This window comes from Paenibacillus sp. J22R160, assembly GCF_059692135.1.
In genome coordinates this window covers 72,648-99,200 of sequence record NZ_JCAUAU010000025.1, presented here as the reverse complement: position 1 = coordinate 99,200, position 26,553 = coordinate 72,648, and the positions used below count along the sequence as shown (strand labels likewise).

The window sequence follows — 26,553 nt, the reverse complement described above, 5'->3', positions numbered from 1 at the left end:
GCAAGCGAATCCACGGTGCGATAGGTTACATGTCACCAGCTCGCTTTGCTGCGCAGTTCAAGAACAAAAAAACGGGATAAGAGTGTCCACTTTCTTGACAGAGGTCCATTTTTCCTGTTAACTGGATTACTAAGCCAGGACATGCTTGAAATAACGGTAGGATTTCCCGTTACATATTGAATTCAGCTGAGCGAAGCAAATATTTCATGTGTAAAATGGAATGATGAATAGGCTGTTCCAGATGCCAAAAATGAAGGAGCTAAGCGCAAACAGGCCGCTTAGCTCCTTATTCATTTCAAATATTCACTGTGGCGTGGCTTACGGATAAAAGGCGTTCGCTTTTGTCGTCGTGGAGCACCAGCGGTTGTTCAGCAGGAAACGGATCAACGAATTTTTCGCCCGCTCCGTACCGATGTAGTTCAATGTTTCCGCGGCATGCGCACGAACATATCTGTTCTCGTCATCCAGCGCGATCTCCAATTGCGGAACAGCCGGCTCTGCCGAAGCGCCTAAGCGGGACAATGATAAACTGGCCATGAAGCGCACCTGTGCATTCTGATCTTGAAGGCCGCGGGTTAAGCTAGCAACGACATCCTCTACGGGCGAGTTCATGAAACCAAGCGCATCAACAACGGCGCTGCGAATTTTATCCTCCGGATGATCAAGCAGCTTCGTTAGAGCAGGAACCGCTCTTGCTGCTAATCCGCTCAATTCTCCCAGTGCAAACACAGCATGCGTTACCGTATTTACATCCTCATGGTTCAGCGCAGCGATCAACCCATCAACCGCTTCGCTTCCAGCAACCGCCAAGCCATACGCAGAGATCCGTGATACATGAACATCATCGCTGCGAAGTCCATCGAGCAATGCATTCACCCCAGCCTGCCCTCTACGGGCAAGATCATAAGAGGCATTAATGGCGATAGTCTCATCACCACTCAATTTCCCTGCCAGTACCTGAACTTCTTGCGGATCAGATGAAGCCGTTCCTGCCAAGGAGCTGATTTCACCGGATAACCAGTTCCATGTCTCTTCCCACATCAAATCGTGCGCAGCAAGCGGTGCAAGCAAGTTCACAGGCTTCTTCCATTCGCGCTCTTGATTATTCCAGCTTGGCTGCTTCGGCAGCTCGGTGCGCATGAACTCAAACTTCAGCATATAGCGTGGCTGTCCAAGAATATTCGGCGTGGAACGGTGCCAGATATCATAATGGATCAATGCGAATGTGCCTGCCTCGCCGCTTGCCAAAACTTCAGCTGGATGCTCATTGGCTTCGAATGCCCGTTTCTGATGATTTTGCGTGCCTGGCATAATGCCTGTCGGCCCCAAATCTACCGGTGTATCCTGCGGGAAATACATAATCATGGCCCAGTTCGGGTGATGATTGCGCACGCGGTCATATCCCCAATAGCTGTCTTTATGCCAGCCCCCAGCAGTAGGCAGTGCATTGAAATGCCCATGTCTGTGTGCGTGCATCATATAATTGGGACCTAACACACTTGTTAATGCACCAGTAACAACAGGATGGTCGAACACTTTTTGCAGCTCACGGATACGCGGCAGCAAGTTATTTCCAGGATTCCCCTCTTCTGCGTACACCGTATTTAATTGCTCAAGCAAATTGTCATGAAACGCATGGGAAAAATCCGTTTTAAGAATCAGACACCCGTTGGTAATAAACTCTCTCATTTGCTCATCCGTCAATAGTAAAGGTTGTTTCTCCTGCATTGTTCCTGCCTCCTTGGCGTGTATTGAATGCTGTAACCTTACCCTTATTATAAAAAAGACGAATGAGATACTTAATAGACATTCTTAATCAGAGCTAGCACAAAACTAAGATAGAATCATTCCAACAAGCTTTTAGCGCCCGCATTCCGCCTAAATTCCGTTACGGTACGGCCTTCAATCTCTTTAAATACTTTGCAAAAATAAGAGGTCTCTTGGAATCCCGTTTTTTCTGCTACCTCGTATACTTTACAAGAAGGATCGCTCAACAATCTCTTCGCCTTTTTAATCCTATAGCGGTTAATATATTCGATAATCCTTAGTCCGGTTTCATGCTTAAATAAATTCGACAAGTAGTTTGCGCTTAAATTTAGGACTTGTGCCAACTTAACAACGGAAATATCCTCGGCATAATGGATATGCACATACTCCAGTGCAAGTTGAATTTCTTTCCGCGAGAACCGTTTGTATTCATCCGATTTATGAAGCAGCTGTTTACACTCCACAAGGAACAAATCCTTCAGCTCTCCTAACGGATTGAGCTCCTCAATCGATCCGAGAACTTCGGCATGCCAGTCTGCCATATTATCGGTATGCAGGTTCTTTTCAAGCGAGGTGAACTTTAATAAAGCAAACAAATCGATAAGCCATTTTCGAAGATCAACCATCTCGGGCTGACCTTTATAAAGCAATTGAAAAAAATGATCGGTGATGGTCTCAACGCCCCTTAAATCGCCCCTTTTCATGGCTTGAGCCAATCGCCCGAGAAGGGTCATTCCTTCATTCGCATTAACATTTGAACGGAATGACAGCGGGTACCTATAAATTTGCTTAGGGCTCTCATAAACCGATTGATACAGCGCCTTCTCCGCTTGCTGATACAGGGTATTGAGCGCTTTAAGCCCATAGCCTACTGAGCTTATTCCAATGGCAGAAGAACGATATTCTTTCCTCAAAACAGAGGCTAATTCGGATGCTATCTGCATCGCAGATGAGCCCATATTGGTTTCACTTTTCTCGTGATAAAACGAGACTACAACGGCCATTTTCCGCTCTGTAACCGGTTTAACCATAAGATTACGCTCGGTACCTGTATGAGGCGCAAGGCAGGTTTCAAGGCTTAATTTCCACGCCTGCGTGTCGACATCGTTACCCGAACAAGCAGCAAGCAACACAATCGTGGGCTCATGAAGAATGGGGAATTGGGTAACCACAGCACGATGCTCGATTTCCTTGACATTCACCAACTCGCCTAGCAGCAGTTTGCTCACCAAGTCTGTCTTTAAACATGTAAGGCTGGATGCCATGAACGAAGTATCCTGCCTTCTCTGGCGATCCCGCAATATCTGTGTTTTCATCTGCTCAAGCAGATTATGCAAGGATTGCGGCTCCAACTCATGTTTGAGCAAGTAGTCCTCAGCTCCGAGTTTAAGTGCTTCCTTAACAAAATGAAAGTCGTCGTATGAACTCAGCGCTACGATTTTAATGTTGGGATCAAACAACTTTACATGTTGGATGAGCTCAATTCCGTTGAGTTGTGGCATACTGATGTCCGTCAGAATGAGATCCACCTGAGACTGCTTTAGCAGCTCCAACGCATGCTTGCCGTTTAATGCTTCATGTATGATTTCAAAGCCATGATCCTCCCAGCGGAGAATCGATTTCACTGCATAGCGATACATGGCATTATCCTCTACGATCATGGCTTTAAGCATAATTTTCGGCCTCCCGCAGATTTAGAATATACGGTAATCGAATCATTGCTTTCGTACCGCATCCCTCCTCACTCTCATAACTAAGCCCATAGTCGCAGCCATAATAAAGTTGAATGCGTTCATGTACACTTCGGATCCCAATGCTAGTTAAGCCTGAAAAAAGCCCTTTTCTGTCTCCTCTATGCAAAATACGATCAACTTTCTTCGCACTCATTCCGATGCCGTTATCCTCAACAAGGAGAAGCAGTGTTTGCCCGTCTCTGTAAGCGTGAATCGTAATTAATCCATTCCCTTTGGACATTTCCAACCCATGCAAAATCGCATTTTCCACCAAAGGCTGCAGAGCGAAATATGGCACATAGGCAGGCATGACTTCCGAATCAATTTCATAATGGACGTCAATCGCTTCCCCGTAACCAATCTTCTGAATGTAGATGTAATCTCGGATATGGCTAATCTCCTCGCTTAATGGATGGTATTCACTTTCTCGCCTGACAGATGATTTAAGCAGATTAATAATGGCATTCATCATCTGAACAATATCATTTTGCTGCTTCATATGCGCATACCACTTGACGGTGCCCAGCGTATTGTAAAGAAAATGCGGATTGATCTGGCACATCAATACAGAGAACTCCGCCTGCTGCTTGGCTAACCTTTCCTTATAGACCGTGTTGATCAATTCTCTGATACGGGCAATCATGAAATTGAAACGAATCGTTAAGCTTCCGATTTCATCCTGACCAGAAGGTTGAATATGCACATCAAAATCTCCCTCCTCAACAAGCTTCATAGCCTGTTCCAGCTTCTTAATAGAGCTTGTGGTAGAAACGGAGAAATAGAATGCAAAGATCGACGAGATTACTAACGCTACAAAGGAAACCAAAATAATAACAACGGTTAAGACGTGTTTGTTTGCATATAAAACGTCCTTGGGAATAAAACAAAGCACCTGCCAATCGAGGCTTTTCATGTGCTCTCGCACCAGAAAAAAACTGTTGTTCCCGCTTTGGCCGATCCACTCATCGGCAATCGCCGTTCCTCCATTTGCAAGAAGAGAGCCCTCCTCGTTCAAAATCGCTAAATTTTCCTTTCGTATTAAAGAACTGTTGGATTCCATGGAAAGCAAATAGGCCGAGTCGATGCCAAAAACAAGCGTACCGAGACTTTGATTCACATGATTCAGATTAATAAACTTTCTTGCCATCAAGACTTCATTCGGCGTTCTCGTAGAGGCATGCCAAGCAATTTCAAAACCAGCGTGTTCAATAGCAACCGCTTCAGATGATAGAATTTCATTAAAATAATTCACATCCTGTGTCCTGCCGGCACCTTTTTTATTTTCCCACCAAATTACCTTTCCTGCATTCGTCCGAATTCCAATAAAATTAATAGATGGATTGCTATTTCCATATTGCAGTAATAAAGCTTCCAATTGGCTGCGAAAAATGGGGTAGTTATCACTTGCCGTATCTAGTGATCTTTCGGAAAGGATGCTTCGAAATGCCTCATCACCGAGTAAATAGACCGACGTGTTAATGAGACTTTTGGAATGATTATCCATATTTTCAGAAAACTGTTGAAGCACTTGCATCGACAAATCTCGCGTGTTTCTCTCTAGATACTTGGAAGATGCATAAACGGCAACCCCCCCAATGGATGAGGTAATAAATACGATAATGAGCAGGTTTGACAGAAAAATTTTGGTGCGGAAGCCGAAATCTCTAGGCTTTTTAATAAACAGATTCAAGTTAGTTCTCACTGCCCTTCGCGTTTAGTAACAGCATCCAAGTGAAACCATTTTTTTACATACATGTATTATAGCAGCGATCTATTAAATGGAAAACTATGGAACTATTTCTTTATATTCTGTGTTATGTATACAAAATTGTAGTTATTTTCAATGTAAGTCAGATAACTCGTCTTTATAATAAATACAAACAGGTGAAAGAAGCCCTTGAATACATCCAAGGGCTGCAAGTAGGTTTCAAGTTAACTTCTTCTTAATTTGAAAGGAGACATCCATGCCTAAAGATTATGTACTTCCTTTATTGATTACCAGTCACGGCAGCATGACTCTCACTGACCACCGAACCATGCTGCATCATCCCTCCGACTATTTCATGATTTATTGTAGGAAGGGATCTGGCCGTATTATTTGTCATGATCGCGAATTTGTGCTCCATGAGGACATGATCTTTATTTCTCCTCCTCAGGTATCCAGCACATACAACATGATCAGCGAACCCTGGAACTTCACATACCTTACCTTTAACGGTTCTCTATTAAATCGATTTCTGTATGCCTTACAACTAGTAGATGCCAGCGTTTTTCTACTTGATGACATGCAGCAGATGATTTTTAATGAAATTGTACTTTTTCAAAAATCCCAGCACAAGGATCGTGATTATCATGGATCAGGACTACTATACATGCTGTTAATCAAGTTGAAAATCGCTCGAGATCATTCGCCTCTTGACGATCATAAAGAAAATAAGCTGATGTTTTCCAGCATTATCTCTTACATAAAACAAAACTATCAGCATGACATCTCGCTGACCATGTTAGCCAACCAAATGTCCATCACCGAACAGCATTTTAACCGTATGTTTAAAAAAGAATATCAAATGACACCCATCACTTATTTAACACGCTATCGACTGTTCAAGGCCAAGGAATTGCTGATTCGTGACGATCAGATGACCGTGAAGGATATCTCAGAAGCTGTAGGATTTAACAGTCCCAGTTACTTCGGAGCTGTGTTTAAAAAATATATGGGCTGCTCCCCCATCGAATTGCGCAGAAAGAATGAAAGCTAGAAAACCCCCAGATCAATCTCTTCAAGCGAGGCAACCATCAAATCATGTGCTAAAAACTCCAAGTTCCGTGTAACTTCATTCGGCACGACAACGCATCGGATACCTGCAGCCTTAGCGGCTTTCAACCCATTCGGTGAGTCTTCAAAGACGAGAGTCTCCATGGCAGCTACGCCAAGTCTATCGAGCGTCAACGTATACAACTCAGGGTCAGGCTTCACCCGCTCGACATCATCAGCTGTATGAATCACATCAAAATAGGAAAAGATGCCTTGCTCTTTCAAGTATTTATGAACCCAATCGCGCGTAGAACTAGACGCCAAACCAATTCGTAGACCTCTCAGCTTGGCTGCTTCCAACAGCTTATGTACACCAGGAAGCAGCTGCGCTTCACCTAAATAGGTTGCATACTTCTCTTCAGACAGCTGCCTGATATGTCCATGATCCAAAGGTTTCTGGATCGAAGTCTCCAGATAAACATAGGGGTTAAACTCATCGAAGGAAGTTCCCACATTTTTAGACCAAAGCTCAATTGAAAGTTCAATGCCGTGTTCCTGGTAAATGTCTTTAAAAGCGTAGTACCAAGGAGTTTCCGTGTCCATAATTAAACCATCAAAATCGAAGATAATGGCTTTAAGGCCAAATCGACTTTCGGGTTTTGCCTCCGTAATTATTAAATTCATAAAATTCGTCGTGCTTCCTGTTCCTTGAGGAGATTGAGAGACAAGCCCAGCCTTCCCTCCGTTTGGCGTTCGCATCCCGAAATAACGAACTAACGTCCACTCTTCACCATCCTGCGAGTAAAAGAATGATACACAATCGTCAACTTTACGTATTTTCAAATACGGGTTAGCCACTTGAACGATCTCTGAATTACAATCATCGGAAACGCCATCTTTTGTCACGACAGATACAATCGTTGCCGCTTTACCGTTATATTCAAAACACAATTTACACCAATTGTTTTCGTCTACTAAAAGCATTAAGCATCCCGAGTCATATTTGTTTTTCATTTCAACAGTAAGCTGCGTTGTCATTTCAAATGATTGCTCCACAATTGTGTACAGAAAAGGAGCCGAAGCACAGATATGCTTTCCGGCCGGATCGCAAAAGAAATCAGCCCCGGGAGGAGCGGTAACGATGATACCCCCATCCTCTGTAAATCCCCACTGCTCTGGCTTATTCAACCAAGAAAGTTCAAGCTGCTTTTCAATATGCAAAATATTGGTCATTTTTACCTCCTAAGGTACTTTTATGTATATTTATTTCTCTTTTAAGGGACAAAAACCTTTTCTTTAAAAAGATGAATCCACCATTTGTTGTCGCCCAGCTGGAAGAGGCAGAAATAAGACAACAATCATTAAGACAGCATATAAACCAAGGACAACAACAAATAGCGAAAATGGGCTATTGTTATAAATAAGTCCTGTTAAATAGCCGGAAGGGATAGCGGTTAAGGTCATGACTGTTTGCACGGCAGAATACATGTCTGCTTTCTCATGGGTGCCCAAACGGTTCATTAACAATGCGTCCCGGTAGGTTTGCAAAATAAATGTTCCGGCAGCCAGAATCGTAATGGTTATCATGAGAATGAGAATATTCCCTGATGGAATGAACAGAAACAGCAAGGAGCCCACTGTGCATAAAGCAACGGATATGCCGACATATTTTTCATCCGAGTGCCGTTTTAATTTCGGGAAAATGACAAAGTAGAGCAGCATAACGGTTACAGCGGAAACGACCGGAATATAGGATAGCGTATGATTGTCAAAACGCAATTGCTCTTTGAAAAAGATAACTTGAAAGAAATTGAGCTGTAAAATGAAGTTGGATAAAACGGTGATCAAAATAATAGGGAACAGTCTGCGAGTCCGGAATGCTTTGGCAAATAAAAGCAAACTTGCCCTCAAGCTTTTGATAACATGGGTCTGGTGATGCACCTTCATCAGCTCTTTGCCCACTTCCGTCTCGTCCGTCATTCGATTACGAAGCAGAAACAACACCGTCATAATGATCCCGCCAAAAAAATAAATATAGGCAAGTGTACGCGCTATGCCATAATTAGCCATTATCAAGCCTGCAAGAGGTGTAAGTACGCCTGCAGCAGTAATGATCATATTCATTATGCCGAATACTTTTGGCCGCTTTCTCTCTTCTACATCCTCAATAATAAGACAATTGAATGATACCGTCACAATCTTGGACGTAGCATTTAATAAATAGGCGATGAGAAATAACCAGAAGCTTTGGGAAAAAGCCCAAATAAACATCGGAATACTCCAAGCCAACAAATCGAAGAAAAGCGTAGTTCGTTTTCTGCCTAATTTATTCGTAATCGTTCCGGCAAATAACTGAAAGACAAAAGCAAAATATAAATGAAGCGAATTGATAATTCCAATCTCAATATCGCTAAGTCCGGCCTCCTTCATGTAAAGCGGCGCATAAAATAAAACAATCGTTCCAGGTATGGCCCACAATGGTTCAAATAATATGGAATAGCGCGGATTTTTCGGTAAATCATCCAGCCACTTCTTTTTCAAAGTAAAGACCCTCCTTCTGACCTTCATCGCTGCAAACGTTTACCCCAAGCCTGTTTGCAGCGACAAGCGGTCCGTTTTTTATGAAATTAACACGGCTTTGACTGAGGTCATCGGCCTGGATACTCCTGTCCGTAAATCATACCCCATGGTCTCATTAAAAGCTTGTTCATACTGATCCAGTGATTGACTGGATGTCACCATGTTCTCCAATTCAGGCAAGTTTTGCGCAAACTTGAGCGCTCTGCTGATGATTTGATGAACGGCTACGTCACCGATAATATTCACGCCATTATTAATAAAATCCGTAGGCTTGAATGATACCTCATAACTATCATCGTACCCCATGGGGATGATTCGTCCCCCTTTGCCAATCAGACCTAAGGCCACATGCAGTTGGTTGCCGACCGCATCGACGATAATATCAAACTTTTGATTGTTATTGATTTCATATACTTTTTCAAGCGTAAGCTCGCTCGGATGAAAGACGTGATCCGCAATTTTGGATGCGAATTGCTTGCGGTACTCATCGATCTCCGTTCCAACCGTTAAACGGGCAAATCGCTTACTCACCAGTTGGCATAACGAGCCGATGGCACCCGAACCAAGCACTAGCACAGCATCACCGGGCTTGATATTAGCCTTCAAAAACGTATTTAACACGCATCCAAGCGGTTCTACCAACATTGCCGCTTCCCAGCTCATAGATTCCGGGATTTGATAGATATACTTTTCTTCGCCTACGTAATATTCCGTGAACGTTCCATGAATGGTCATCCCTACCTGATGCTCCTCAAAATTCTCGCAGTAACAATGCAAGCCCTCACGGCAATATGTGCATATCCCGCAAGATTGCGTGGGGTCGATGAGGACACGATCGCCAACGCGGACGCTTCTTACTTTGGGACCAACCTCAACGACCGTACCGACCCCTTCATGGCCGATAATGGTCCCTTGATTAGCAAAAATCTTCCCTTTTACAACATTCAAATCCGTTCCGCAAATGCCTGATCCGTAAATTTTGACCTTTACCCCAGTCTCTGATTGTATAACGGGCTCTTCGACATCCATTAGTTCTACCTTCCGGTAATCCTGAAATACAAGTGCTTTCATAAAAAGTGTTCCTCCTCATGGAATCTTATTTTTATTGGTATCGCGGCCAAGCTCGCAGTATTTGCTTTAAAGTCTCTTTCACCCACATGATTTCCATCCGGGTATGGCTGTCTGAAAAGATAAAAAAGCCTTTGGAGAAAATGCCTTGTATAGCTAATTCTTTCACCATAAATTCCCGGAAAGGGTCCCGGTAGAAATCCCGCTCCGCTGTCGATCGGATGCAGAAGCTAGCGTAAGTTCCTTTTAACTCCAATTCTCCCGTTAAATTCAGCCCTATCAGCTCGTCCTGTAGTTCGAACATGAATTCTTCCGTCACCCCTCGCCAGCTCGGCCAAACAGGCGCACTTTTCATCAGCTGTTCGCAGGCAATAGCAGCCGCTAACGCAGTGGTTTCACTGGAATGAGCGTTGCTAAATTTGACTTGACCGCACAGGCTCATTACGTCTTCATTGCCGAGCACGGCGCCAAGTGGGAAACCATTTGCCATACCTTTGGAGAGACAGAGCAAATCCGGCCAAATATCAAACTCTCCTGCAGTTGCCTTCTTCCCCATCCGAATGCCAGAAGTCACTTCATCAAAAATAACCAGGATTTCGTTACTCCGGCATACGTTTACAACTTCAAGCAGTTTATCCCGCTCCCATTCATTAGGACACAGAACGATGCAAGCAGCTCTATCTGCATGTTGATGAACCACTTCTGTAATTCGATCCACAGTGGGTTCGCCGACCCACACCGTGCTCCTCTCAATTTCCTGCGGAATCCCAAGCGCATCCGCTTGTTGGCCATAATAGCCATAGGCAGACCAGTCATGCCACCCATGATACGCAGTCGTGATCACAATCGGCTTATGACTGTAGGCTCTTGCGAGCCGCACTGCGCCGCTAACCGCGTCGGCGCCGCTTTTGCAGAAACGAAGGGCGGAATACTTACCTTCAAACCGATCTAATATGAGTTCGCCGCAAGTCAGTTCAATGTCAGAAGGAATAGAAAAGCTTGTTCCTTTGGACAATTGCTGAATAACCGCGCTTTGAATTTCTTTGCGAGCATGTCCCCATACCGCCGTTCCCATCGCCATCTCGCAATCCAACCACTGGTTCCTATCGATATCAATAAAACGGGCATTCTGGGCTTCCGTACAACATACCGGTGTATGACCTGGAAATAAGCGCTCAGGTGTTTTGGCTAATGTACTGCAGCCATTCGGAATAATTTGCTGAACATGCTGCCACCAGGCCAAATTCCGGGTAAAAGAAGCTTGTTCCTCAATAGACTTCATAGGGTTCCTCCCTCCTTCTGATTAGCGAACTTTGGTACCCGGCCAGCAGCTCTCGTAAATTCGATCAATCGTAACCACATTCCCGTACAAATCAATTATTAAATCGTTCACCCGTTTGGCGTGGCGCATTTCAATCCAATAACGGTTCTCCAGCAATCGTGTGAAATTATCAACAAGAATTAACAAACGCTGCTTACTCTGAAAAAGCTCCTTGCCTAGCACCTGCGGCAGCCAGATAGCGCCATTGGAATTAAAGCGATTGGAATAATCATAAACCTCCGTCACCTTACAGATCTCTGTTTCTTCCAATCGCTTCCAGAACGTATCGGCATCGGCTCTTACCTCAGCCAGATCAACTCCTATCATCGGGAGAGCTGAAACGATCCCTTCTTCTTTAAGATGCTTTTGCAAACGTTCTAACATAAAAGGCCAAAGATCGGCTTTAATTTCGCTGCCCCATTTTTTCCAGAAACGACCCAGGTTGTTTTTACGATTATGACTGCGGTGAATCCCGCTGCTTCGCTCCCAATGATAAGCTGTAATCTCAGGATTAATGACGATATCATAGCCTTCAGCTCTGGCTCTCATTTGATAATCAAAGTCTTCATATCCGTTAAAAAACTCCTCATCCAGTTCCCCTACTGCTTGATAGACTTCCCGCTTCATGCCAAACATGGCAAATACGACAAGCTGGACAGAAAACGTATGCTGAGGAATATCCGAAGGTGAAGCATTCAGGAACAAATGCCGCCCGATAGAGTCTGTAAATGCGATACCACAATGCTGAATACCCCCGGTTTGAGGGTATAGCAGCACGCCGCCAACCATGCCTGTTCGGCTGTTGCTATTTAATGTTTCACTCATCAACTCCTGCCAACCATGATTCAGCATCGTATCCGAATCCAAAAAGTAAATATATTCGCCCTGCGCGATTCTGAGAGCACTGTTAATTGAAACCGAACATCCTAGCGGATAATCGTGCTCTAATATCTCAATTGCTACTCCATCCCTGCTTTCCAATTGCAGCTTATGGAGGTGCTGTTTGACGGCTGCACCTGATCCGTCGTTAATGAATATTATTTGGGTTGATGGACTCACCGTTCTCAGCAATGAATCCGTAAACAAGTTCAGAATGGCATAGTCTTGATTCACTGGTACTATCACTGTGTGTTGCATGTTATCTCCTCCAAATAAATTTTTGCTTAAAATAGGAACCTGGCCGTAACGGATACCCCCTTACCATCAACTAATTTCCAACTAAATTGGAATATATTGATAGTTTATAGTTTCGATATTTGCCAGTAAATCTCACATTTCGAACACTATTAAAAATTGAATCTATCCGCTATTGAAAACCACACCAATCTTGCTCTAAAATGAAGGCACAATCTCATAAAAATCAGCTATTGATCTAATATTTCTATCAAATCTTGCTCAAATACCGTAATTTCATGCACAACTAGAAAGCGAGGCAGCTCATGACTTATCCCCAAGATTTAAGGGAGAAAACACCTCTCTGGGACAGCAACTATCCGATCCGGTTTTACCGAAATCGATCCCGGATGGCGAAAAAGGACGACACTATTTTATATCTCCATTGGCATGAGCACTTCGAAATTATCGATATGCAGGCCGGCAAAGCACAGTTTCATATCAATAGCCGCCCTTATGAGGCAAGCGCTGGCGACCTGTTATTCGTTCCAGCCGGGGCGCTTCATGTTGGCTATAACACCTCCGATGAAGACGTGGAATTCGTAGCCGTTGTCTTCAACGCCTCCCTCCTGCGCATGTTGCATCCCGATCCTATCTACGAGCGGTACATGCTGCCTTTCCTGGACGGACGCGCGCAACTGCCTGCCATGCTTTGCGCAAGCGACGAGCGGGGAGCGCCTTTTCGGCGGCTCATTCGTGAATCAACGGATGAGTTTGAGCAACAAGCCGCTGCCTACGAGCTTGTCATCAAGTTCAACTTTCATCTGCTTTTCGCCTTACTCTCCAGGCAATTTCTGCCTGAGAAGTTCGCCGATAAACCTGCTCCCCTGCGGCATTCAGAGTCATTCAAGCCGTTAATCCAGCACATTGAAGCGCATCTTGCGGAACCGCTCTCGGTTGAACAGGCTGCGAGGATGGTCAACCTCAACCCGTATCATTTTTGCAAAACGTTTAAAAAGCTGACCGGGCGAACTTTCGTTGACTTTGTCAATTGGCTGCGAATTAACGAAGCAGATCGTTTATTGCGTGAAACGGAGTGGACCGTAACCGAGATTGCCGAGAGAATCGGCTGCGGGAACGCGAACTATTTTACAAAACTTTATAAAAAATATAAGAGTTATCCGCCATCAGAAGTCCGAAGGAGGCTTATGTCTACCTAAGTGTGAAGCGGTGTTTGCATCAATCATCTTAATCCTGTGCTAATACACGTGAGAAAAGTACTTTGCTCGCACTGTTTCGTTCCTTAAATTGAAAGTTGTAAAGATTAGATCCGTTTGAAGGAGCGCCCCACTATGGCGCATGACTTTAGTCAAGGAACTGATAGCCTGGTAATGAACGAGAAAGACGATATGTATGCAATCGGATCGCGCAGATGACGCCGGGCACAGTTGTTATTCCACATCAACACGGATGCAGCCAAATTGGGGATGACAAGAGCCGAACTTTTGACGTATTAGCCGGAACAGGGAAAAATCCGAATGTGGGAGCTGTGATTATCATTAGCTTGGGCTGCGAGGTCATCGACCCTGCTGCTCTGGCTGAGGCGATCAGGGCGACGGGAAAACCTGTGGAGGTATTTGATATACAATCCGTGGGCGGGTCAGTTAAAGCCATTCAACATGGAACGGAATTAGCCAAACGTATGCAGGCTCAGCTATTTCAGCAGCCCAAGGCCCCTGTGCCGCTTAACAAGCTGAAGGTAGCGGTGAAGTGCGGCAGATCGGATGCTACTTCAGGCTTAGCTTCCAACCCTGCTTTAGGTGTGGCCGCTGATAAATTGATGCATGCCGGAGGCAGTATTGTCATTGGTGAAACCACCGAAATTATCGGTGCTGAGCACAACCTTGCAAGCCGATGTTCGTCCAAAGCGACGAGCGATAAGCTCTACGATGCGATTGAGCGTTTCGAGCGAGAGATTGAACGCATGGGCGCGGATATGCGCGGCGGCAACCCGAGTCCTGGCAATATCGCAGGCGGGCTATCGACGATCGAGGAGAAATCGCTCGGCTGCATCAGTAAATGCGGCTCGCAGCCGATTGAGGATGTGATCGGGTATGCGGAGCCTATTCCCGAACACGGTTTATATTTTATGGACTCGCCAGGCAATGACATTGAATGTGTATCTGGCATGGCTGCCGGTGGCGCGCACATTGTCTGTTTCACAACAGGCCGTGGAACACCAACAGGCGCTGCCGTTGTCCCCGTGGTGAAATTTACGGGGAACAAATTCACTTTTGCCAACATGGCAGATTATATGGATGTCGATGAGAGCGATATGCTCCCGGTACTTTGCATTTAGAGCAAGCAGGCGAGCGCATCTGGCGTGAAATCTGCGATGTTGCGGAAGGTAAACTGACGAAAGCAGAAATTCTGGGGCATCAGGAGTTTAGCATTAACCGGATCGGCCCCAGCCTGTAAGTTAAAGTACAGCCGGCATCACATACGTGTACACCGCAATAAAATGGCAGCCGCTTCCGGCAATGACGAACACATGCCAAATAAGATGATGATAGCGCAATTTCCGCCATAGAAAGAATAATAACCCGATACTGTACAGAACAACGCCGGTTACGATCCAAATGATAGCCATCAGAGGAAGCCTTTCCTGCAGCGGTAAAATCAATGAAGCCATGAAACCAGCTAGCAGCAAGTATAGGAACAGCCCCCATGGGATAAATCGCCGAATGATGAACTTAATGTAACGCACGCCCCCAAAGGCTAGCACCCAGATCAGCAGCAGCATGGAGTAGCCTAACGTGCCCTGCAGAGTAATCATGAGGAATGGCGTGTATGAACCCGCAATGGCGATAAAAATGGCAGCATGATCCAGCACTTCGAAACGCTCTCCCCATTTGCGCGAGCGGGAGCAATGCAGGAGTGTTGAGGACAGGTAGACCATGCAAAAGGATAAGCCATAAATAGCATTGCTAATTGTATAAGCAAAATCCTCAAACATGGCGGCTCGCTGAAGGAGCAGAACAAGGCCGAAGGCGCTAAGCGCCGCGCCGATTCCGTGGCTTATAGCATTCAAGCGCTCCTCTTTTAAGTGAAGGCTGTTATCCATGCGAAGGGGTCACTCCTTTCTGATTGTTTCCTAGTTTTACCCTTAGTCGGGACTAGTATGTAATCAGATCGTAGTGACCCCTTTTTCCTTGCTGGCTATGGCTTAGCCGCGTTTATTCGCTACCCGGCTCGGACTGTTTCCTTTTCAGATAAAAGGCAAGCTCCTTTCGATGCTTATAGGCAATCAGCACAACATTTCCCAGCCACACCCACAAAATAGCTTCCATATAGCCGCTTATATACAAATACACGCCTAAAAGCAGTATACCCAATACCACTTGCAGACCGTCTGCCGAGGAGGAAATGGGCTTCCCTCTTGACGACAGCTTCGCTACGGCCAAGCTAACTGCCAAAATGATCGCTAATGCGATGGAAGCCTCGAACCTCGTCAACGCACTCCAAACACCGAAAGTAACCGCTATCGCTTTGCCTCCTTTCCCCTTCAGAAATGGCGAAAACGCATGCCCTACAATCGGTGCAAGCGCGACAGGAATTAATGCGAAACCTTGAACTCGCGCATTTTCTAAGCTAAATCCTAAGATCCAAACCAGCACGAGGTACCCTTTTAAAAAATCGAGAATAATGCCCGCAAGCCCGATCTGATACCCCGCTGCTTTCCACAAATTCAATGCCCCTGGATTCCCATCACCAACGTGTTTTAGATTGTGTCTTGCCATAAGTCCAAGCCAATAGGAAAACATCAGAGAGCCTGAAATAAAAGCGCAAGCCGTCCATACGAGGGTCATAGCTCCCGCCTGCTTCCTACTTTGACGTTTCTTCCTTTCCACGCTACATGACCCAGGAACACAACCTGATAAACGGAGTACAGCATGACAATAACCATAAATATCGTTGAACAGATATGCAAAATTGGCATAATGAAGCCAAACTTCCCCACATACCTAACGAAGTAGAAGAGTTGAAGCGTATAGATTAAGTAGCCCATAAATAAAGGCAGCCACCATGAGGTGTTCATAAATAATAAGAATGTTTCCGAAGCAATCAGTCCGACCACCCACAGGGCAATAAGGGCAATAGTTCCGCGTTTCAGCTTGGAGGTTCCGAGGACTGCTCCTTTGCCAAAGCCTTGGATTCGGCTCTGCATCCCCTGCGCATACATACGGAAGGAAACGAGACCGTAGCCTATGAAATTCGTCACTTCAATACCAGCTTTGCGGAAAGCTGCTCCGAGGTTCAGGTCGTCCAGCATCTCCGCTTTGATGCTTTCGTGGCCTTTAATGGATTCGTAATCTTCCCTAGTTGTTAAAATACAGGATCCGTACAGTCCCTTACTCGGATTGTCTTTCTCTAAAGGTGACGTGAAAGCAAACACCCCTAAGAAGTTAAAAATAAGTGCCAGCCTTTCACCGAAACTCACCGTGTAGTGGAAAGGCACGACCGAGATGACACCTCCGGCTTGCTGCCTCGCCATGACTAACATTTCCAATGCTCGTGGCACCAATCGGATGTCGGCATCAAGAAACGCGATCATATCGCCAGTAGCGTGCAAATAGCCGTTCCATACAGCCCAATTTTTGCCGGTCCAGCCTTCAGGAAGGCTGGGATTGGAGATGACCGTGACCCCGTAGCTTTCCGCGATCTCCTTGGTGTCATCTTCCGAAAAATCATCTACGACGATAATTTCAAAGGGTTCCATGGTTTGTATGTTGAGCGCATGGAGCAGATGCGGCAAATTGGACGCTTCATTCCTAGCTGGAATAATGACGGAAAGCTTCACTTTTTCAGCGCCTGGCACATAACCGGGCCGAAGCACATTTTTTCTAAAAAGCATAAACCCGGAGAGACACCCGATTACGCAAATAACCGCAATCAACATCCTAGAAACCCCCTCAATCCTATTCGCGCAGCCGCTGCTGAGAAACTCCTTCGCTCATCTCTGGCGTTCGAGCTTGTATTCATGTATATGAACTTTGGCTCGATTTTAAGCCAGTGCGACTGGCATTAGAAATAAACATGGATGGATTCATTAGTCAAGTCGTCCAACCATAAACGAGGTTTCATCCATAAATTGGTGTATAGGAGGTGGTTTCTTTGCCGTGTCATAAAAGACGTGTTAGAAAATCATGCAAAATTCGCAGAACTAAAAAGTTAATCTGTAGAAAGAGGAAAACATCTCCACTTCAGAAACAGCTCGTAACAGATGAAATCTGCGGCAGCATTTCACAAGAAAGCAATGGCGAAAGCGTGCAATATTGGCGGACGGCCTATACGGGGCGCAATCTGCCTTTTGGAACGATTACAGTACGGAATCAGAGTCCGCATTGTACGTTGACGGTTAAAGCAGATACAACAGGGGATGGGATTTCCGATATCACCTTATTTACACTAACAGAGATTAATCAAACAAAATCAATCACTTTGGGAGCAGTCGCGGGTTTAGAAATTAGCGCCTCAAGCTCAGCAAAACTTAAATGCGTAGGCCAATTCTCCGTCACCGCACATTATTTTGCTATAAGAAAACGTAAGAGTCATAAGAACAAAATAACGGTTACGCCTCGTCCGCAGATCGTTTGTGATAGCCCACCCAAAGACGAAATTTACCTAGTAAAAGAAGAAACGGAGCAAATCACTTGTAAAACATAGAGTTGCTAGGTGTATAAACATATTTCTAAATATAGACGAGCTGCTATGTTAGTATCTATACCAACTACAATCATCCAGCATTAATAGTAAAGTAATGATTTAACAATCTAAGATCCGTAGGAGATGATTGTATGCCTTGTCTATGCAACAACAAAGATTCTTTTAATGACGATATTTGCGGAACGTTTATGTTAATTGCCGGCACGACATTAACCGTTTACGCGATTGATACTTCAGCTCCTGCTGTCCCCCCATTGCCAATTAGCGGTTCTGTTAGTGTAAGAGCGATAAGTGGAGGAAACGTAGATGTGACCATTCGCAACTCAGTTGGAGCAACTATCGATTCTTTTACTGTGCCAGTAGGTAGTACATTTACAAGAACATACGGCGATATTGGTTTTGTAGATCTCCTGAATAACACGTCTTCTGCATCAGGGGAATATGGTCTCTCCCTTCACTACTAACTTTACTAGGCACTTCATCTCTGCGGATAAAATACGGCCAAAAAACAAGCTTCCTAAGGCAGCTTGTTTTATCATTTTAAACCTATGCCACCTCATGCGAACTTTTGGGCGATTGTGTTATAATAATTCATATCAACTGATTTGGAGGCATTTTGGCATGAAAATATACGTCATCCTCTCTTTCGACGGCGAAGAAATGGAAAATGTTTATGTAGGCACAGACGAGGAGAAAGCGCTATCGTTCACACCTGCTGATTTCGATAACAGCGAAGCCCTATTTGTGGAAATTTGGGAAGATGGCGAGAAAACGGATGACTTCCGATTAGAACAATAATGGAACCTTATCTTATATATACATAGAAAGGCGGCACCGAACATGGTACTTGCATTCACCATTCAACCTGAAACATACACAACCTTCGAAGATGAAACCGAACAACTGGAGCAGTGTAAAGAATGGGGCTTGCTTTCTGAGAAAGCGGCCAAAACGAAAGCTTTTTACTACAAAAACAACGGCATGAACTTGCCTTGCGGCATCGTCGGCTTGGTGGATAAAATGACGGCTGTCATTGAATTCGACAATAAACAGCTGCACTGCATTCACCCCTCCTATCTGAAGGAGATGCAGGCGGCCAATTACAGTCAAAGACTAACGGCAGCTACAGATGAGACGGCTGGAACTGAGGCTCTAGAGCCTGAAGCTGAAGTGCCAGCTGCTGTGGAGTCCATCGCAGACGACTCCGCTCCTGCCGAGCAAGAGGCTGAAGAAGCTAAAGCTCCGAAAACAAAGCAGCCGAAAGAAAAAGCAGCCAAAAAAGAGAAGGCGCCTAAGCTAGAGCTGCCTGAAGATAAAGTAAAAATGATTGCTACGGTACAGGAATTTACTACCGTCCCGAACAATTTCTCCGATAATGATGATGAAGTCATTATTTATGAAGCTGTTTCCATCACAGATCCTGCGATGGAGATTGGTACAGCATGGTCCAGTCACAGTAATACATTGAAAAAGCTGGAGCTCGAAGTCGGAGATACCGTCACCTTTGAGTGCAAAATCGTAGCCAAGAAGCTCAGCAAGCATCCTGTCCCTTACAAAATTAACAACCCAGCCAAAATGCAAAAGGTAACGGCGGAATAACTGCTTATACTTATAAGAAAAACCGTCAGGGACGGCCCTTTTAGGTTTAGCGACAGAATAGGGTTCACTAAGGGAACTGGAGTCCTCTATTGGGAGAAAAACGAGTAGTTTTCCTTCTGAACGGAACTACAGGCTCTTATTTGTCCACATGGTCTGTTTTTCAGGTGAAATCTGCAAAATAGCGGACTGTAGTTCCCCTGAAAGCCCCCAAATCATATATATTTTTATTTGTTTCAAAAAAAAGCTTAATCCATCAGCTTTAGCAAGCTGGGATTAAGCTCTTTTAACGCTGCCGCGGCAGCAGAGGGACGTGCTTCAGATGACGTATATTCAGAATCTTAGCTTCAGCGAGAGTCCGCTCTACTTTGCCTATCGACGCCAAACGATCGGCAACGAACAGTTTCATGGCACCTTTCATGCGCATCAAGGTGTTGAGATTTTGTTCGTACACGAGGGACATGGCACGCTGATTGTGGATCAGCAAAGCTATGAAGTTACCGCCGGCATGCTCTGCGTTTTCCAACCCTATCAGCTGCACCATATCCAAGTGAGTCCCGACACGCCATTCATCCGTTCTATTGTGCATTTCGAGCCCTATCTCTATGAATCCTATTTTGAAAGATGGCCGAAATTGCTCACATTTTTCAAACAAATGCACACTAGCAAGCTGCCTGCGCCATGCATCTATAATATCGGTGAGCCGGAATCGCTGCTTTCCCTTTTTCCAAGCCTAGAAGAGAAAATACCGATGCTAGCCAAGAAAGATGAGCTAGAGGAGTTCTCCTTATTCCTAGTTGCCTTTTTCCGGGCCTTACGGCAGATTTGGGAACGAAGCGATGTGCAATTCGACTCTGGCCCCACGCGTCATAAGCATCAGGCTGAGCGCATTCTGGCCTGGCTCGAAGGACATTACACAGAGCCGCTTCGACTTGAGCATATGGCTAGCGAGCTTCATCTATCTCCCTACCATCTCTCTCACCTGTTCAAAGAGTGCACGGGCAGCAGCATTTCCGACTATGTGACCGCACGTAGAATGCAGCAAGCTGTCATGCTGCTAACCTCAACCGAGCAGCAGATTGCACAAATCGCCGAAAACATCGGCATTACGAACAGTTCCTACTTCTGCAAAATGTTTAAAAGCCGCATGGGCAGCACACCTCATCAATTCCGCTTGCAATGGCAGAAGCAGCGCTGACAGCCGCAATAAGCTGCTTCCTTATTTGTAGCTGCTTCCCGTTGTGATCGTCGTCGTTGCAAAATTTTCGATCGACTTATTTTTCTCATAGAAATGAGTTGCATTCGCCTGTACACCTTCACGGGTATAGAATGCATCCTCCGGGCCGATCGGGAATTTCACTAATTGACCAGTGCTTGCCGATTTATAGATAGCTGTAATTAATTCAAGTGTTTGCCTGCCGCTACTACCATCGATCAAGAGTGGTGCGCCTGTCTCAATGGACGTAAGCACATTATCGATTTGGCCCGCATGGCCTTCATGTACCACGTCTGGCAGAGCATCATAGAAAGCTTGCAGCTGCGACTCCAACTCTGGATTCGGCTCAGGGAAACCGTTCGCTCTTGAGTTCGATGCTTTCACCTTCCAAGGGGTTGAGACACGCGCCTTAGCGCCTTGAAAAATCAACTGCTGCTCTTCCCCGTGATGTACGACTGAGCTGGTCAGTTGACCGAGCGATCCGTTCGTATAGCGCAGCATACCGATCGAAAGATCTTCCACCTCGGCATTATCATGCGCAACATTGCTCATGAATGCCTGCACTTCACTCGGGCTGCCCATCATCCACAGCAGCGCATCAATATGATGCACGGCGTGATTCAGCGTCGGGCCGCCGCCTTCTTTTTCCCAAGTGCCGCGCCACCACAGATCATAATACGAATGACCGCGCCACCAGAACGAATCAACCTGCACGTGCAGAATATTCCCCATAAGTCCGCTTTCTAGCACAGACTTCATTTTCATCATCGGCGTTTTGAAGCGATTCTGAGCCACAACGGACAACAGCTTGCCTGTGCGCCGCGACGCTTCATTCATCGTATCGCATTCTTCGAGCGAAGACGCCATCGGCTTTTCCACCATCACATGCGTGTTAGCCTCCATAAATTCAACAGCCAATGAAGCATGGGTATACGGTGGTGTACAAATGGAAACGAGGTCGAGCTCCCCCGTGAGCAGTTCTTTATAATCTTTGACGGCTTTGGCCTTCAGCCCGTAATGGTCTATTCGCTCCTGTGCCTTGTCCACATAGATATCACTAATCGCCACAATTTGGCAGCGCTCCGGGAATTTCAAATAGGCTTCGATATGTGCGGTCGATATGGCCCCTGCACCAATAATAGCTACTTTGAGCATGCTTATTTCCTCCTTCAGCTTATTGGTTCAAGCTTACCAATATTCCCCTTCCAAATGTACACACATCTTGTGCAAAAATACGACTATTTTGCGGTCATCATCATCTACGTCCGCAGCCCGCTCTGATATTCCTTCGGCGTCATGCCCACCGTCTTTTTAAACAGTTTAGTGAAGTAGACTGGATCGGCATAGCCGACAAGGGAGCCCACTTCATACATCTTCACATCCGGGTAATCCTCCAAAATATGCTTAGCCTTCATGATGCGCAGATCCGTGACATAATCGGTGATCGTTTTGTTCGTTTCTTTTTTGAACAATTTGCATAGATAGCTGGCGTTTAAACCGACCTTCGCGGACAAATCCATGAGATCGACCGACTGATTCAGATCTGCTTCCAGCATCCGTATCACATCGCCGATGATCTGCTTCTTATGTCCCTTTGCATCCTCTTGGCTAGGCTTTTCAGCATTTTCCTCAGGGCTCGCAAGGCCCCATGAGGTCTGAATCCGTTTGAGAGTTTGAAACAATTCTTTTTTATTCACCGGCTTTGATAAATATTCGACAACACCATAACGAATCGCTTGCCGGGCATATTCAAATTCATTAAACCCGCTGAGCAGAATAATATGCACATCCGGGTAAGCTCCGCGCGCTTTTTCGATCAGCTTCATGCCGTCCATCATGGGCATCTTGATATCCGTAAGAAGGACTTTGCAGTCGCCTTCCTCCCAGGAACTCATTTTATCCATCGCTTGAATCCCGTTCGCGCAAAGTCCTGTCATATGAACAGCGAGCTCCATCGATTGAATCATCGCCTGCAGGCCTATACGAATTCGCTGCTCATCATCGACTATCACAACTTTCATTGTCATGTTAAGCGCTCTCCTTTCTTACTTCTAGTAAAGGCAGCACAATCGTAACCGTTGTTCCGGCATCCTCTCTACTACTTAAACGAAGACCATACTGGGGTCCATATTGCAGCACAATGCGCTCGTTCACATTGGCAATGCCGATATTTGTTCTTTTCTCCTGCAACTTCCCTTGAAGTGCGCTGCGTATCACCTCTAGCTGCTCCTCATTCATCCCGCAACCGTTGTCAGTCACTTTGAAATAAACCATCTGCCCCTCTTCCTGCGAGGAAATCGTAATGCGGCAATCATCTTCCTTCGTCTCGAAGCCATGCAGGATCGCATTCTCCACAATCGGTTGGAACAGCAGCTTAATCACGGGATAGCCCATATGCTCCTCACAAATGTCCAGGTGTATCTGAATGTCTTTGGAAAACCGGAAGTTTTGCAGGGCAATATACTTTTCCAAATGATCCAGTTCCTTGCCAATCGTCACTTTCTCGGTTCCCCGCAAAATACCGTAGCGCAGCAGCTCACCTAGATTATAAGTCATTTCCGATATCTCATAATCGCGCTTCACTTCCGCTGTCATCCGAATGACCTCAAGTGTGTTATAAATAAAATGCGGATTGATTTGATGCTGCAGCGAGCGGAGCTCTGCCTCACGTTTCCGGTTCTGCGTCTGATAGACCTCTTCCACAAGCTCATGAATTCTTCTTATCATATTATTAAAATGCTTCGCTAGTATGCCGAACTCGTCCGAGTACTTGACTTGTATCTGCACATCCAGATTATCCTTGTTCACCTGTTTCATCGTTCGCATTAAATCACGCAGCGGGCGTGTTAAAGCGACAGCGATTAAGGAAGAAGTGATTAGTGCTACTGTAATGGATAACAAGACGAGCACCATCGTAAAATCACGTGTAACTCTTGTTTCCTGCGTCAACTGATTGACCGGAATCAACACAATTTGCTTCCAGCCTGTCACTTCTGAAGTCGTATAAGAGGTCAAATAGGTAATGCCTTCCAGGTTCATTTTAAAGCTTCCTTGCGCACCGACGGCTTTCTGCACGAGATCATTCTGCGCAACATTCGTTGAAATCAGCTTTTGATCACTGTCGTAAATCACGGTATTTTGATCGTCAAGGACCATGGTGCGCCCTTTGGTGATACTGTCGAGCTCACGCACCGCATCTGCAATCACTTGAATCCGGGAATCGAAAATAATCATGCCGATCCCTTCGAGCGAGTTCGTATTCTTCAATTCTCTGGCGATGGAAAAATAGTATTTATCCGCGCGACCTGTCGTTATTTTTTGCGTGGAAATGACGATAGATGAGCCTTGCGCGTTTCTTACTCGCTGCCTAAGATCAACAGCTTGCTGCCGAATATCGGCCCTGATCGTATCATTTTTCGTACTATCGTACATATTGCCGTAGTTGTCAAAAATGTAGACAGATTCCGTATCATTTTTGAGCGAGTTTAAGCCTTTGACGAAGTTTTGCAGTCGATTCGTTTCCTCCAGCGTTTTAGTTGGATTTGCGAGCGACTCTTGGATATCTTGCATGTAAATTTGGCTGCCCGTCACTCGCTTGATATCCGATACATACTGATCGACACGCTCCAGAATTTTCTGAGAAATCTGATTCACGTATACGGCTGTATTGTTTTCGATCGATTTGGAGTAACTGGAGTAAGAGATCATACTAATCGTCACAATAGGTACGGTTATCAGGATGACGAACACGGTAATAAGCTTCTGCGTCAAAGATAATCTGATGATCCAATGCCATATATCTTTCAGCAAATCTGGTTCCCCCTAGCCCTATTTAGTCATAGATTAGCTATTTATCGAGTGAAATGTAAGCCCTTTCTTAACGAATAACAGAAAAACCCACGACTCCGCATAAGAGTCTTGGGTTACTATTCCACCTGCACAGTCCCGTATCCTGCTTTCACTTTATTTCACAGAACCGTTCGTAATGCCGGAAAAAATATAGCGCTGCAAAAACAGGTAAAGAAGGACTGTCGGAAGCAAAATAATGAGAATCGCCGCGCAGATTAACTGCCATTCCGCACTGTTCGTCCCCGTAAACTTCATCAGAGTTGTGGAAACGACTCCCAGCTTCTGAGAAGGCATGTACAGGTAAGGCGTATACATATCATTATAAATTGAAATGGATTTAAGAATGATAACCGTTGAGATGGCCGGCGTCAGCAGCGGAACGATGATCCTATAGAAGATGCCGTAAAGAGACAGGCCTTCCATCATGGCATTTTCGTCCAATTCATACGGAATGTTGCGGATAAACTGAAGCAGAATGTAAATCTGAACCACATCGGCACCAATGTAAAGCAGTACGGGCGCAAAATGGGTATTAAACAGCCCAAGCCATTTGATAATCGAGAAAATAGCAACCTGTGTCGTGATGGCTGGGATGATCGCTGCCCCTGTGTACAAGCCGAGAATCAACCCGCGTCCTGGAAAAGTAAACCGGCCTAATACATATGCGACCATTGTTCCCATAACGATGTTGCCGATGAGAGAAAGCGCGATAATGATTACGGTGTTGAGAAAAGCCTGCCCCAAATTGCCACGTTCAAATACAAGGCGGAAATTTTCAAACTCGAGGAATGAATTCGGCAGTGAAAAAGCGCTGGACATCCCGTATTCCTTGCTGCCCTTGAAAGCATTAATAAACAAAATGTATAGCGGGAAAAAGATAATGAGGCTTGCCGCACCCAGGAGAACGTATTTCACGGTTATCGTTAGCTGTCTAGGTTGCATAGATTTAGTCCTCCTTTCCTCCTACTATTCTACGCTGCGCAGATACGACGACAATGACTACGATCATGAGCAGGACGCTCATCGCTGAGGCGAGACCAAAGTTATTATATTGAAACGCTGTCTCCACTGTTTGCTGAACGTACGTTTTGCTGGCCGATAAAGGACCGCCTTTGGTCAGGACGAAAGGTAAATCAAACACTTCCAAGGCCCCGATCACCGTCAGAAACAGATTAAGCTCGATAATTTTCCGCATACCAGGTAATGTGATGTAACGCAAAACTTGTAATCTGCGAGCACCGTCAATCCTCGCCGCCTCAAATATATCCTCCGGAAGCGACTGCAGCGCCCCCAAATACACCACCATGTTGAAACCCATGAACTTCCATGCCGAGATGGAAGCCAGTGATACGTTCACAAGCCCAGGCTTGCCTAACCAACTAACAGGCTCAAAACCAAACAGGCCAAGGAAATAATTCAGAGACCCCATATTGGTGTCAAAAACATAACCAAACATGAAAGCGACAGCTACACCATTCATTATGTAAGGCAGAAATAAGACTGTTCGAAACACATTGCGACCCTTCAACTTACTGTTCAGCAGTACAGCAAAGAAAAAGGCGATCACATTTTGCAAAATGCCGCCAACAAAGTAGGCGATATTATGAAGAAAGACATAAAAGACCTCATGGTTCTCCATGATTTCCATGTAATTTCGGAAGCCTACCCATGCCTTCATTGGACTCACGCCATCCCACGAAGTAAAGCTTAAATAGATCAGCCGGAGAGCCGGATAATAAGTGAACGTCATAAGGAGCAGCAAGGGAGCGAAGAGGAACGTTATAATTAAACCGATTTTCTGTCGTTGGTAGGTCATTTCCATACCTCA

General features: G+C 45.3%; 23 protein-coding genes and 1 pseudogene. 8 read left to right on the top strand and 16 right to left on the bottom strand.

Annotated elements, in window-relative coordinates:
- Positions 1 to 318 precede the first annotated feature (318 nt).
- From AC58UW_RS29655 to AC58UW_RS29645, 3 genes are all read right to left on the bottom strand, one after another.
- The gene (locus tag AC58UW_RS29655; RefSeq protein ID WP_497424161.1) at positions 319 to 1,728 is read right to left on the bottom strand and encodes a HEAT repeat domain-containing protein; all 1,410 of its coding nucleotides are present in this window, start codon (positions 1,726 to 1,728) and stop codon (positions 319 to 321) included.
- Between the two features lie 116 nt (positions 1,729 to 1,844).
- Positions 1,845 to 3,440, bottom strand: coding sequence for a response regulator (locus AC58UW_RS29650; RefSeq protein ID WP_497424160.1), 1,596 nt, complete (start codon positions 3,438 to 3,440; stop codon positions 1,845 to 1,847).
- Positions 3,433 to 5,202: a cache domain-containing sensor histidine kinase gene (locus AC58UW_RS29645; RefSeq protein ID WP_497424159.1), complete on the bottom strand. Its 1,770-nt coding sequence runs from the start codon at positions 5,200 to 5,202 to the stop codon at positions 3,433 to 3,435. The genes AC58UW_RS29650 and AC58UW_RS29645 overlap by 8 nt, the downstream gene beginning before the upstream one ends.
- 262 nt (positions 5,203 to 5,464) lie before the next feature.
- Between AC58UW_RS29645 and AC58UW_RS29640 the strand changes: the two genes are divergently transcribed.
- On the top strand, positions 5,465 to 6,259 hold the full coding sequence (locus AC58UW_RS29640) for a helix-turn-helix transcriptional regulator (protein ID WP_497424158.1): 795 nt from the start codon (positions 5,465 to 5,467) through the stop codon (positions 6,257 to 6,259).
- Here the strand turns inward: AC58UW_RS29640 and AC58UW_RS29635 are convergent.
- From AC58UW_RS29635 to AC58UW_RS29615, 5 genes are all read right to left on the bottom strand, one after another.
- Positions 6,256 to 7,488 carry an HAD-IA family hydrolase gene (locus tag AC58UW_RS29635; protein WP_497424157.1) on the bottom strand — a complete coding sequence of 411 codons (1,233 nt, stop codon included), beginning with the start codon at positions 7,486 to 7,488 and terminating at the stop codon, positions 6,256 to 6,258. The two genes, AC58UW_RS29640 and AC58UW_RS29635, sit on opposite strands and share 4 nt — an antisense overlap.
- Positions 7,489 to 7,551: 63 nt before the next feature.
- Complete coding sequence (locus AC58UW_RS29630; protein ID WP_497424156.1) at positions 7,552 to 8,796, bottom strand: MFS transporter; 1,245 nt, start codon at positions 8,794 to 8,796, stop codon at positions 7,552 to 7,554.
- 78 nt (positions 8,797 to 8,874) lie between these two features.
- Positions 8,875 to 9,906, bottom strand: coding sequence for a zinc-dependent alcohol dehydrogenase (locus AC58UW_RS29625; RefSeq protein ID WP_497424155.1), 1,032 nt, complete (start codon positions 9,904 to 9,906; stop codon positions 8,875 to 8,877).
- Between the two features lie 31 nt (positions 9,907 to 9,937).
- Positions 9,938 to 11,185 carry an aminotransferase class III-fold pyridoxal phosphate-dependent enzyme gene (locus AC58UW_RS29620; protein WP_497424154.1) on the bottom strand — a complete coding sequence of 416 codons (1,248 nt, stop codon included), beginning with the start codon at positions 11,183 to 11,185 and terminating at the stop codon, positions 9,938 to 9,940.
- Between the two features lie 21 nt (positions 11,186 to 11,206).
- Positions 11,207 to 12,361 (bottom strand): glycosyltransferase family 2 protein, encoded by a 1,155-nt coding sequence (locus AC58UW_RS29615; RefSeq protein ID WP_497424153.1) that lies wholly within the window; start codon positions 12,359 to 12,361, stop codon positions 11,207 to 11,209.
- A gap of 302 nt (positions 12,362 to 12,663) precedes the next feature.
- Between AC58UW_RS29615 and AC58UW_RS29610 the strand changes: the two genes are divergently transcribed.
- Complete coding sequence (locus AC58UW_RS29610; protein WP_497424152.1) at positions 12,664 to 13,557, top strand: AraC family transcriptional regulator; 894 nt, start codon at positions 12,664 to 12,666, stop codon at positions 13,555 to 13,557.
- 191 nt (positions 13,558 to 13,748) lie between these two features.
- Positions 13,749 to 14,815, top strand: a pseudogene (locus AC58UW_RS29605) (UxaA family hydrolase); the annotation flags it as partial.
- A gap of 1 nt (position 14,816) precedes the next feature.
- Here AC58UW_RS29605 and trhA read toward each other — a convergent pair.
- The 3 genes from trhA to AC58UW_RS29590 form a co-directional block, all read right to left on the bottom strand.
- Complete coding sequence (gene trhA / locus AC58UW_RS29600; RefSeq protein ID WP_497424151.1) at positions 14,817 to 15,461, bottom strand: PAQR family membrane homeostasis protein TrhA; 645 nt, start codon at positions 15,459 to 15,461, stop codon at positions 14,817 to 14,819.
- Between the two features lie 112 nt (positions 15,462 to 15,573).
- Positions 15,574 to 16,206, bottom strand: coding sequence for a glycerol-3-phosphate acyltransferase (locus tag AC58UW_RS29595; protein WP_497424150.1), 633 nt, complete (start codon positions 16,204 to 16,206; stop codon positions 15,574 to 15,576).
- Positions 16,203 to 17,297, bottom strand: coding sequence for a glycosyltransferase family 2 protein (locus AC58UW_RS29590; protein ID WP_497424149.1), 1,095 nt, complete (start codon positions 17,295 to 17,297; stop codon positions 16,203 to 16,205). The genes AC58UW_RS29595 and AC58UW_RS29590 overlap by 4 nt, the downstream gene beginning before the upstream one ends.
- A 215-nt stretch (positions 17,298 to 17,512) precedes the next feature.
- Between AC58UW_RS29590 and AC58UW_RS29585 the strand changes: the two genes are divergently transcribed.
- The 5 genes from AC58UW_RS29585 to AC58UW_RS29565 all read left to right on the top strand — a co-directional run bounded on the left by AC58UW_RS29585 (position 17,513) and on the right by AC58UW_RS29565 (position 20,858).
- Entirely contained in the window at positions 17,513 to 18,064 is a 552-nt protein-coding gene (locus AC58UW_RS29585; protein WP_497424148.1) for an S-Ena type endospore appendage, read from the top strand.
- 131 nt (positions 18,065 to 18,195) lie between these two features.
- A complete protein-coding gene (locus tag AC58UW_RS29580; protein ID WP_497424147.1) occupies positions 18,196 to 18,528 on the top strand; it encodes an S-Ena type endospore appendage in 333 nt (110 codons plus the stop codon).
- A gap of 157 nt (positions 18,529 to 18,685) precedes the next feature.
- Positions 18,686 to 18,862: a hypothetical protein gene (locus AC58UW_RS29575; RefSeq protein ID WP_164819425.1), complete on the top strand. Its 177-nt coding sequence runs from the start codon at positions 18,686 to 18,688 to the stop codon at positions 18,860 to 18,862.
- Positions 18,863 to 18,904: 42 nt separating this feature from the next.
- A complete protein-coding gene (locus AC58UW_RS29570; RefSeq protein ID WP_497424146.1) occupies positions 18,905 to 19,663 on the top strand; it encodes a hypothetical protein in 759 nt (252 codons plus the stop codon).
- A gap of 319 nt (positions 19,664 to 19,982) precedes the next feature.
- On the top strand, positions 19,983 to 20,858 hold the full coding sequence (locus AC58UW_RS29565) for a helix-turn-helix transcriptional regulator (protein ID WP_497424145.1): 876 nt from the start codon (positions 19,983 to 19,985) through the stop codon (positions 20,856 to 20,858).
- 21 nt (positions 20,859 to 20,879) lie between these two features.
- Here AC58UW_RS29565 and AC58UW_RS29560 read toward each other — a convergent pair whose 3' ends face one another.
- The 5 genes from AC58UW_RS29560 to AC58UW_RS29540 form a co-directional block, all read right to left on the bottom strand.
- Positions 20,880 to 22,031 carry a Gfo/Idh/MocA family protein gene (locus tag AC58UW_RS29560; RefSeq protein WP_497424144.1) on the bottom strand — a complete coding sequence of 384 codons (1,152 nt, stop codon included), beginning with the start codon at positions 22,029 to 22,031 and terminating at the stop codon, positions 20,880 to 20,882.
- A 104-nt stretch (positions 22,032 to 22,135) separates the two neighbouring features.
- Positions 22,136 to 22,903: a response regulator transcription factor gene (locus tag AC58UW_RS29555; protein WP_497424143.1), complete on the bottom strand. Its 768-nt coding sequence runs from the start codon at positions 22,901 to 22,903 to the stop codon at positions 22,136 to 22,138.
- A gap of 1 nt (position 22,904) precedes the next feature.
- On the bottom strand, positions 22,905 to 24,686 hold the full coding sequence (locus AC58UW_RS29550; RefSeq protein WP_497424142.1) for a sensor histidine kinase: 1,782 nt from the start codon (positions 24,684 to 24,686) through the stop codon (positions 22,905 to 22,907).
- A gap of 153 nt (positions 24,687 to 24,839) precedes the next feature.
- Positions 24,840 to 25,667, bottom strand: a complete 828-nt coding sequence (locus AC58UW_RS29545; RefSeq protein ID WP_497424141.1) for a carbohydrate ABC transporter permease — start codon at positions 25,665 to 25,667, stop codon at positions 24,840 to 24,842.
- 4 nt (positions 25,668 to 25,671) lie between these two features.
- Entirely contained in the window at positions 25,672 to 26,541 is an 870-nt protein-coding gene (locus AC58UW_RS29540; protein WP_497424140.1) for a carbohydrate ABC transporter permease, read from the bottom strand.
- Positions 26,542 to 26,553: the final 12 nt, after the last annotated feature.

What these genes read in the sequence shown, in the direction of transcription:
- AC58UW_RS29640 (WP_497424158.1), top strand. Translation starts at nt 5,465, where the DNA reads ATGCCTAAAGATTATGTACTTCCTTTATTGATTACCAGTCACGGCAGC.
- AC58UW_RS29555 (WP_497424143.1), bottom strand. Translation starts at nt 22,903, where the DNA reads ATGACAATGAAAGTTGTGATAGTCGATGATGAGCAGCGAATTCGTATA.
- AC58UW_RS29565 (WP_497424145.1), top strand. Translation starts at nt 19,983, where the DNA reads ATGACGTATATTCAGAATCTTAGCTTCAGCGAGAGTCCGCTCTACTTT.
- AC58UW_RS29595 (WP_497424150.1), bottom strand. Translation starts at nt 16,206, where the DNA reads ATGACCCTCGTATGGACGGCTTGCGCTTTTATTTCAGGCTCTCTGATG.
- AC58UW_RS29655 (WP_497424161.1), bottom strand. Translation starts at nt 1,728, where the DNA reads ATGCAGGAGAAACAACCTTTACTATTGACGGATGAGCAAATGAGAGAG.
- AC58UW_RS29575 (WP_164819425.1), top strand. Translation starts at nt 18,686, where the DNA reads ATGAAAATATACGTCATCCTCTCTTTCGACGGCGAAGAAATGGAAAAT.
- AC58UW_RS29635 (WP_497424157.1), bottom strand. Translation starts at nt 7,488, where the DNA reads ATGACCAATATTTTGCATATTGAAAAGCAGCTTGAACTTTCTTGGTTG.
- AC58UW_RS29650 (WP_497424160.1), bottom strand. Translation starts at nt 3,440, where the DNA reads ATGCTTAAAGCCATGATCGTAGAGGATAATGCCATGTATCGCTATGCA.
- AC58UW_RS29590 (WP_497424149.1), bottom strand. Translation starts at nt 17,297, where the DNA reads ATGTTGATTGCGGTTATTTGCGTAATCGGGTGTCTCTCCGGGTTTATG.
- AC58UW_RS29625 (WP_497424155.1), bottom strand. Translation starts at nt 9,906, where the DNA reads ATGAAAGCACTTGTATTTCAGGATTACCGGAAGGTAGAACTAATGGAT.
- AC58UW_RS29580 (WP_497424147.1), top strand. Translation starts at nt 18,196, where the DNA reads ATGCCTTGTCTATGCAACAACAAAGATTCTTTTAATGACGATATTTGC.
- trhA (WP_497424151.1), bottom strand. Translation starts at nt 15,461, where the DNA reads ATGGATAACAGCCTTCACTTAAAAGAGGAGCGCTTGAATGCTATAAGC.
- AC58UW_RS29615 (WP_497424153.1), bottom strand. Translation starts at nt 12,361, where the DNA reads ATGCAACACACAGTGATAGTACCAGTGAATCAAGACTATGCCATTCTG.
- AC58UW_RS29570 (WP_497424146.1), top strand. Translation starts at nt 18,905, where the DNA reads ATGGTACTTGCATTCACCATTCAACCTGAAACATACACAACCTTCGAA.
- AC58UW_RS29560 (WP_497424144.1), bottom strand. Translation starts at nt 22,031, where the DNA reads ATGCTCAAAGTAGCTATTATTGGTGCAGGGGCCATATCGACCGCACAT.
- AC58UW_RS29540 (WP_497424140.1), bottom strand. Translation starts at nt 26,541, where the DNA reads ATGACCTACCAACGACAGAAAATCGGTTTAATTATAACGTTCCTCTTC.
- AC58UW_RS29610 (WP_497424152.1), top strand. Translation starts at nt 12,664, where the DNA reads ATGACTTATCCCCAAGATTTAAGGGAGAAAACACCTCTCTGGGACAGC.
- AC58UW_RS29545 (WP_497424141.1), bottom strand. Translation starts at nt 25,667, where the DNA reads ATGCAACCTAGACAGCTAACGATAACCGTGAAATACGTTCTCCTGGGT.
- AC58UW_RS29620 (WP_497424154.1), bottom strand. Translation starts at nt 11,185, where the DNA reads ATGAAGTCTATTGAGGAACAAGCTTCTTTTACCCGGAATTTGGCCTGG.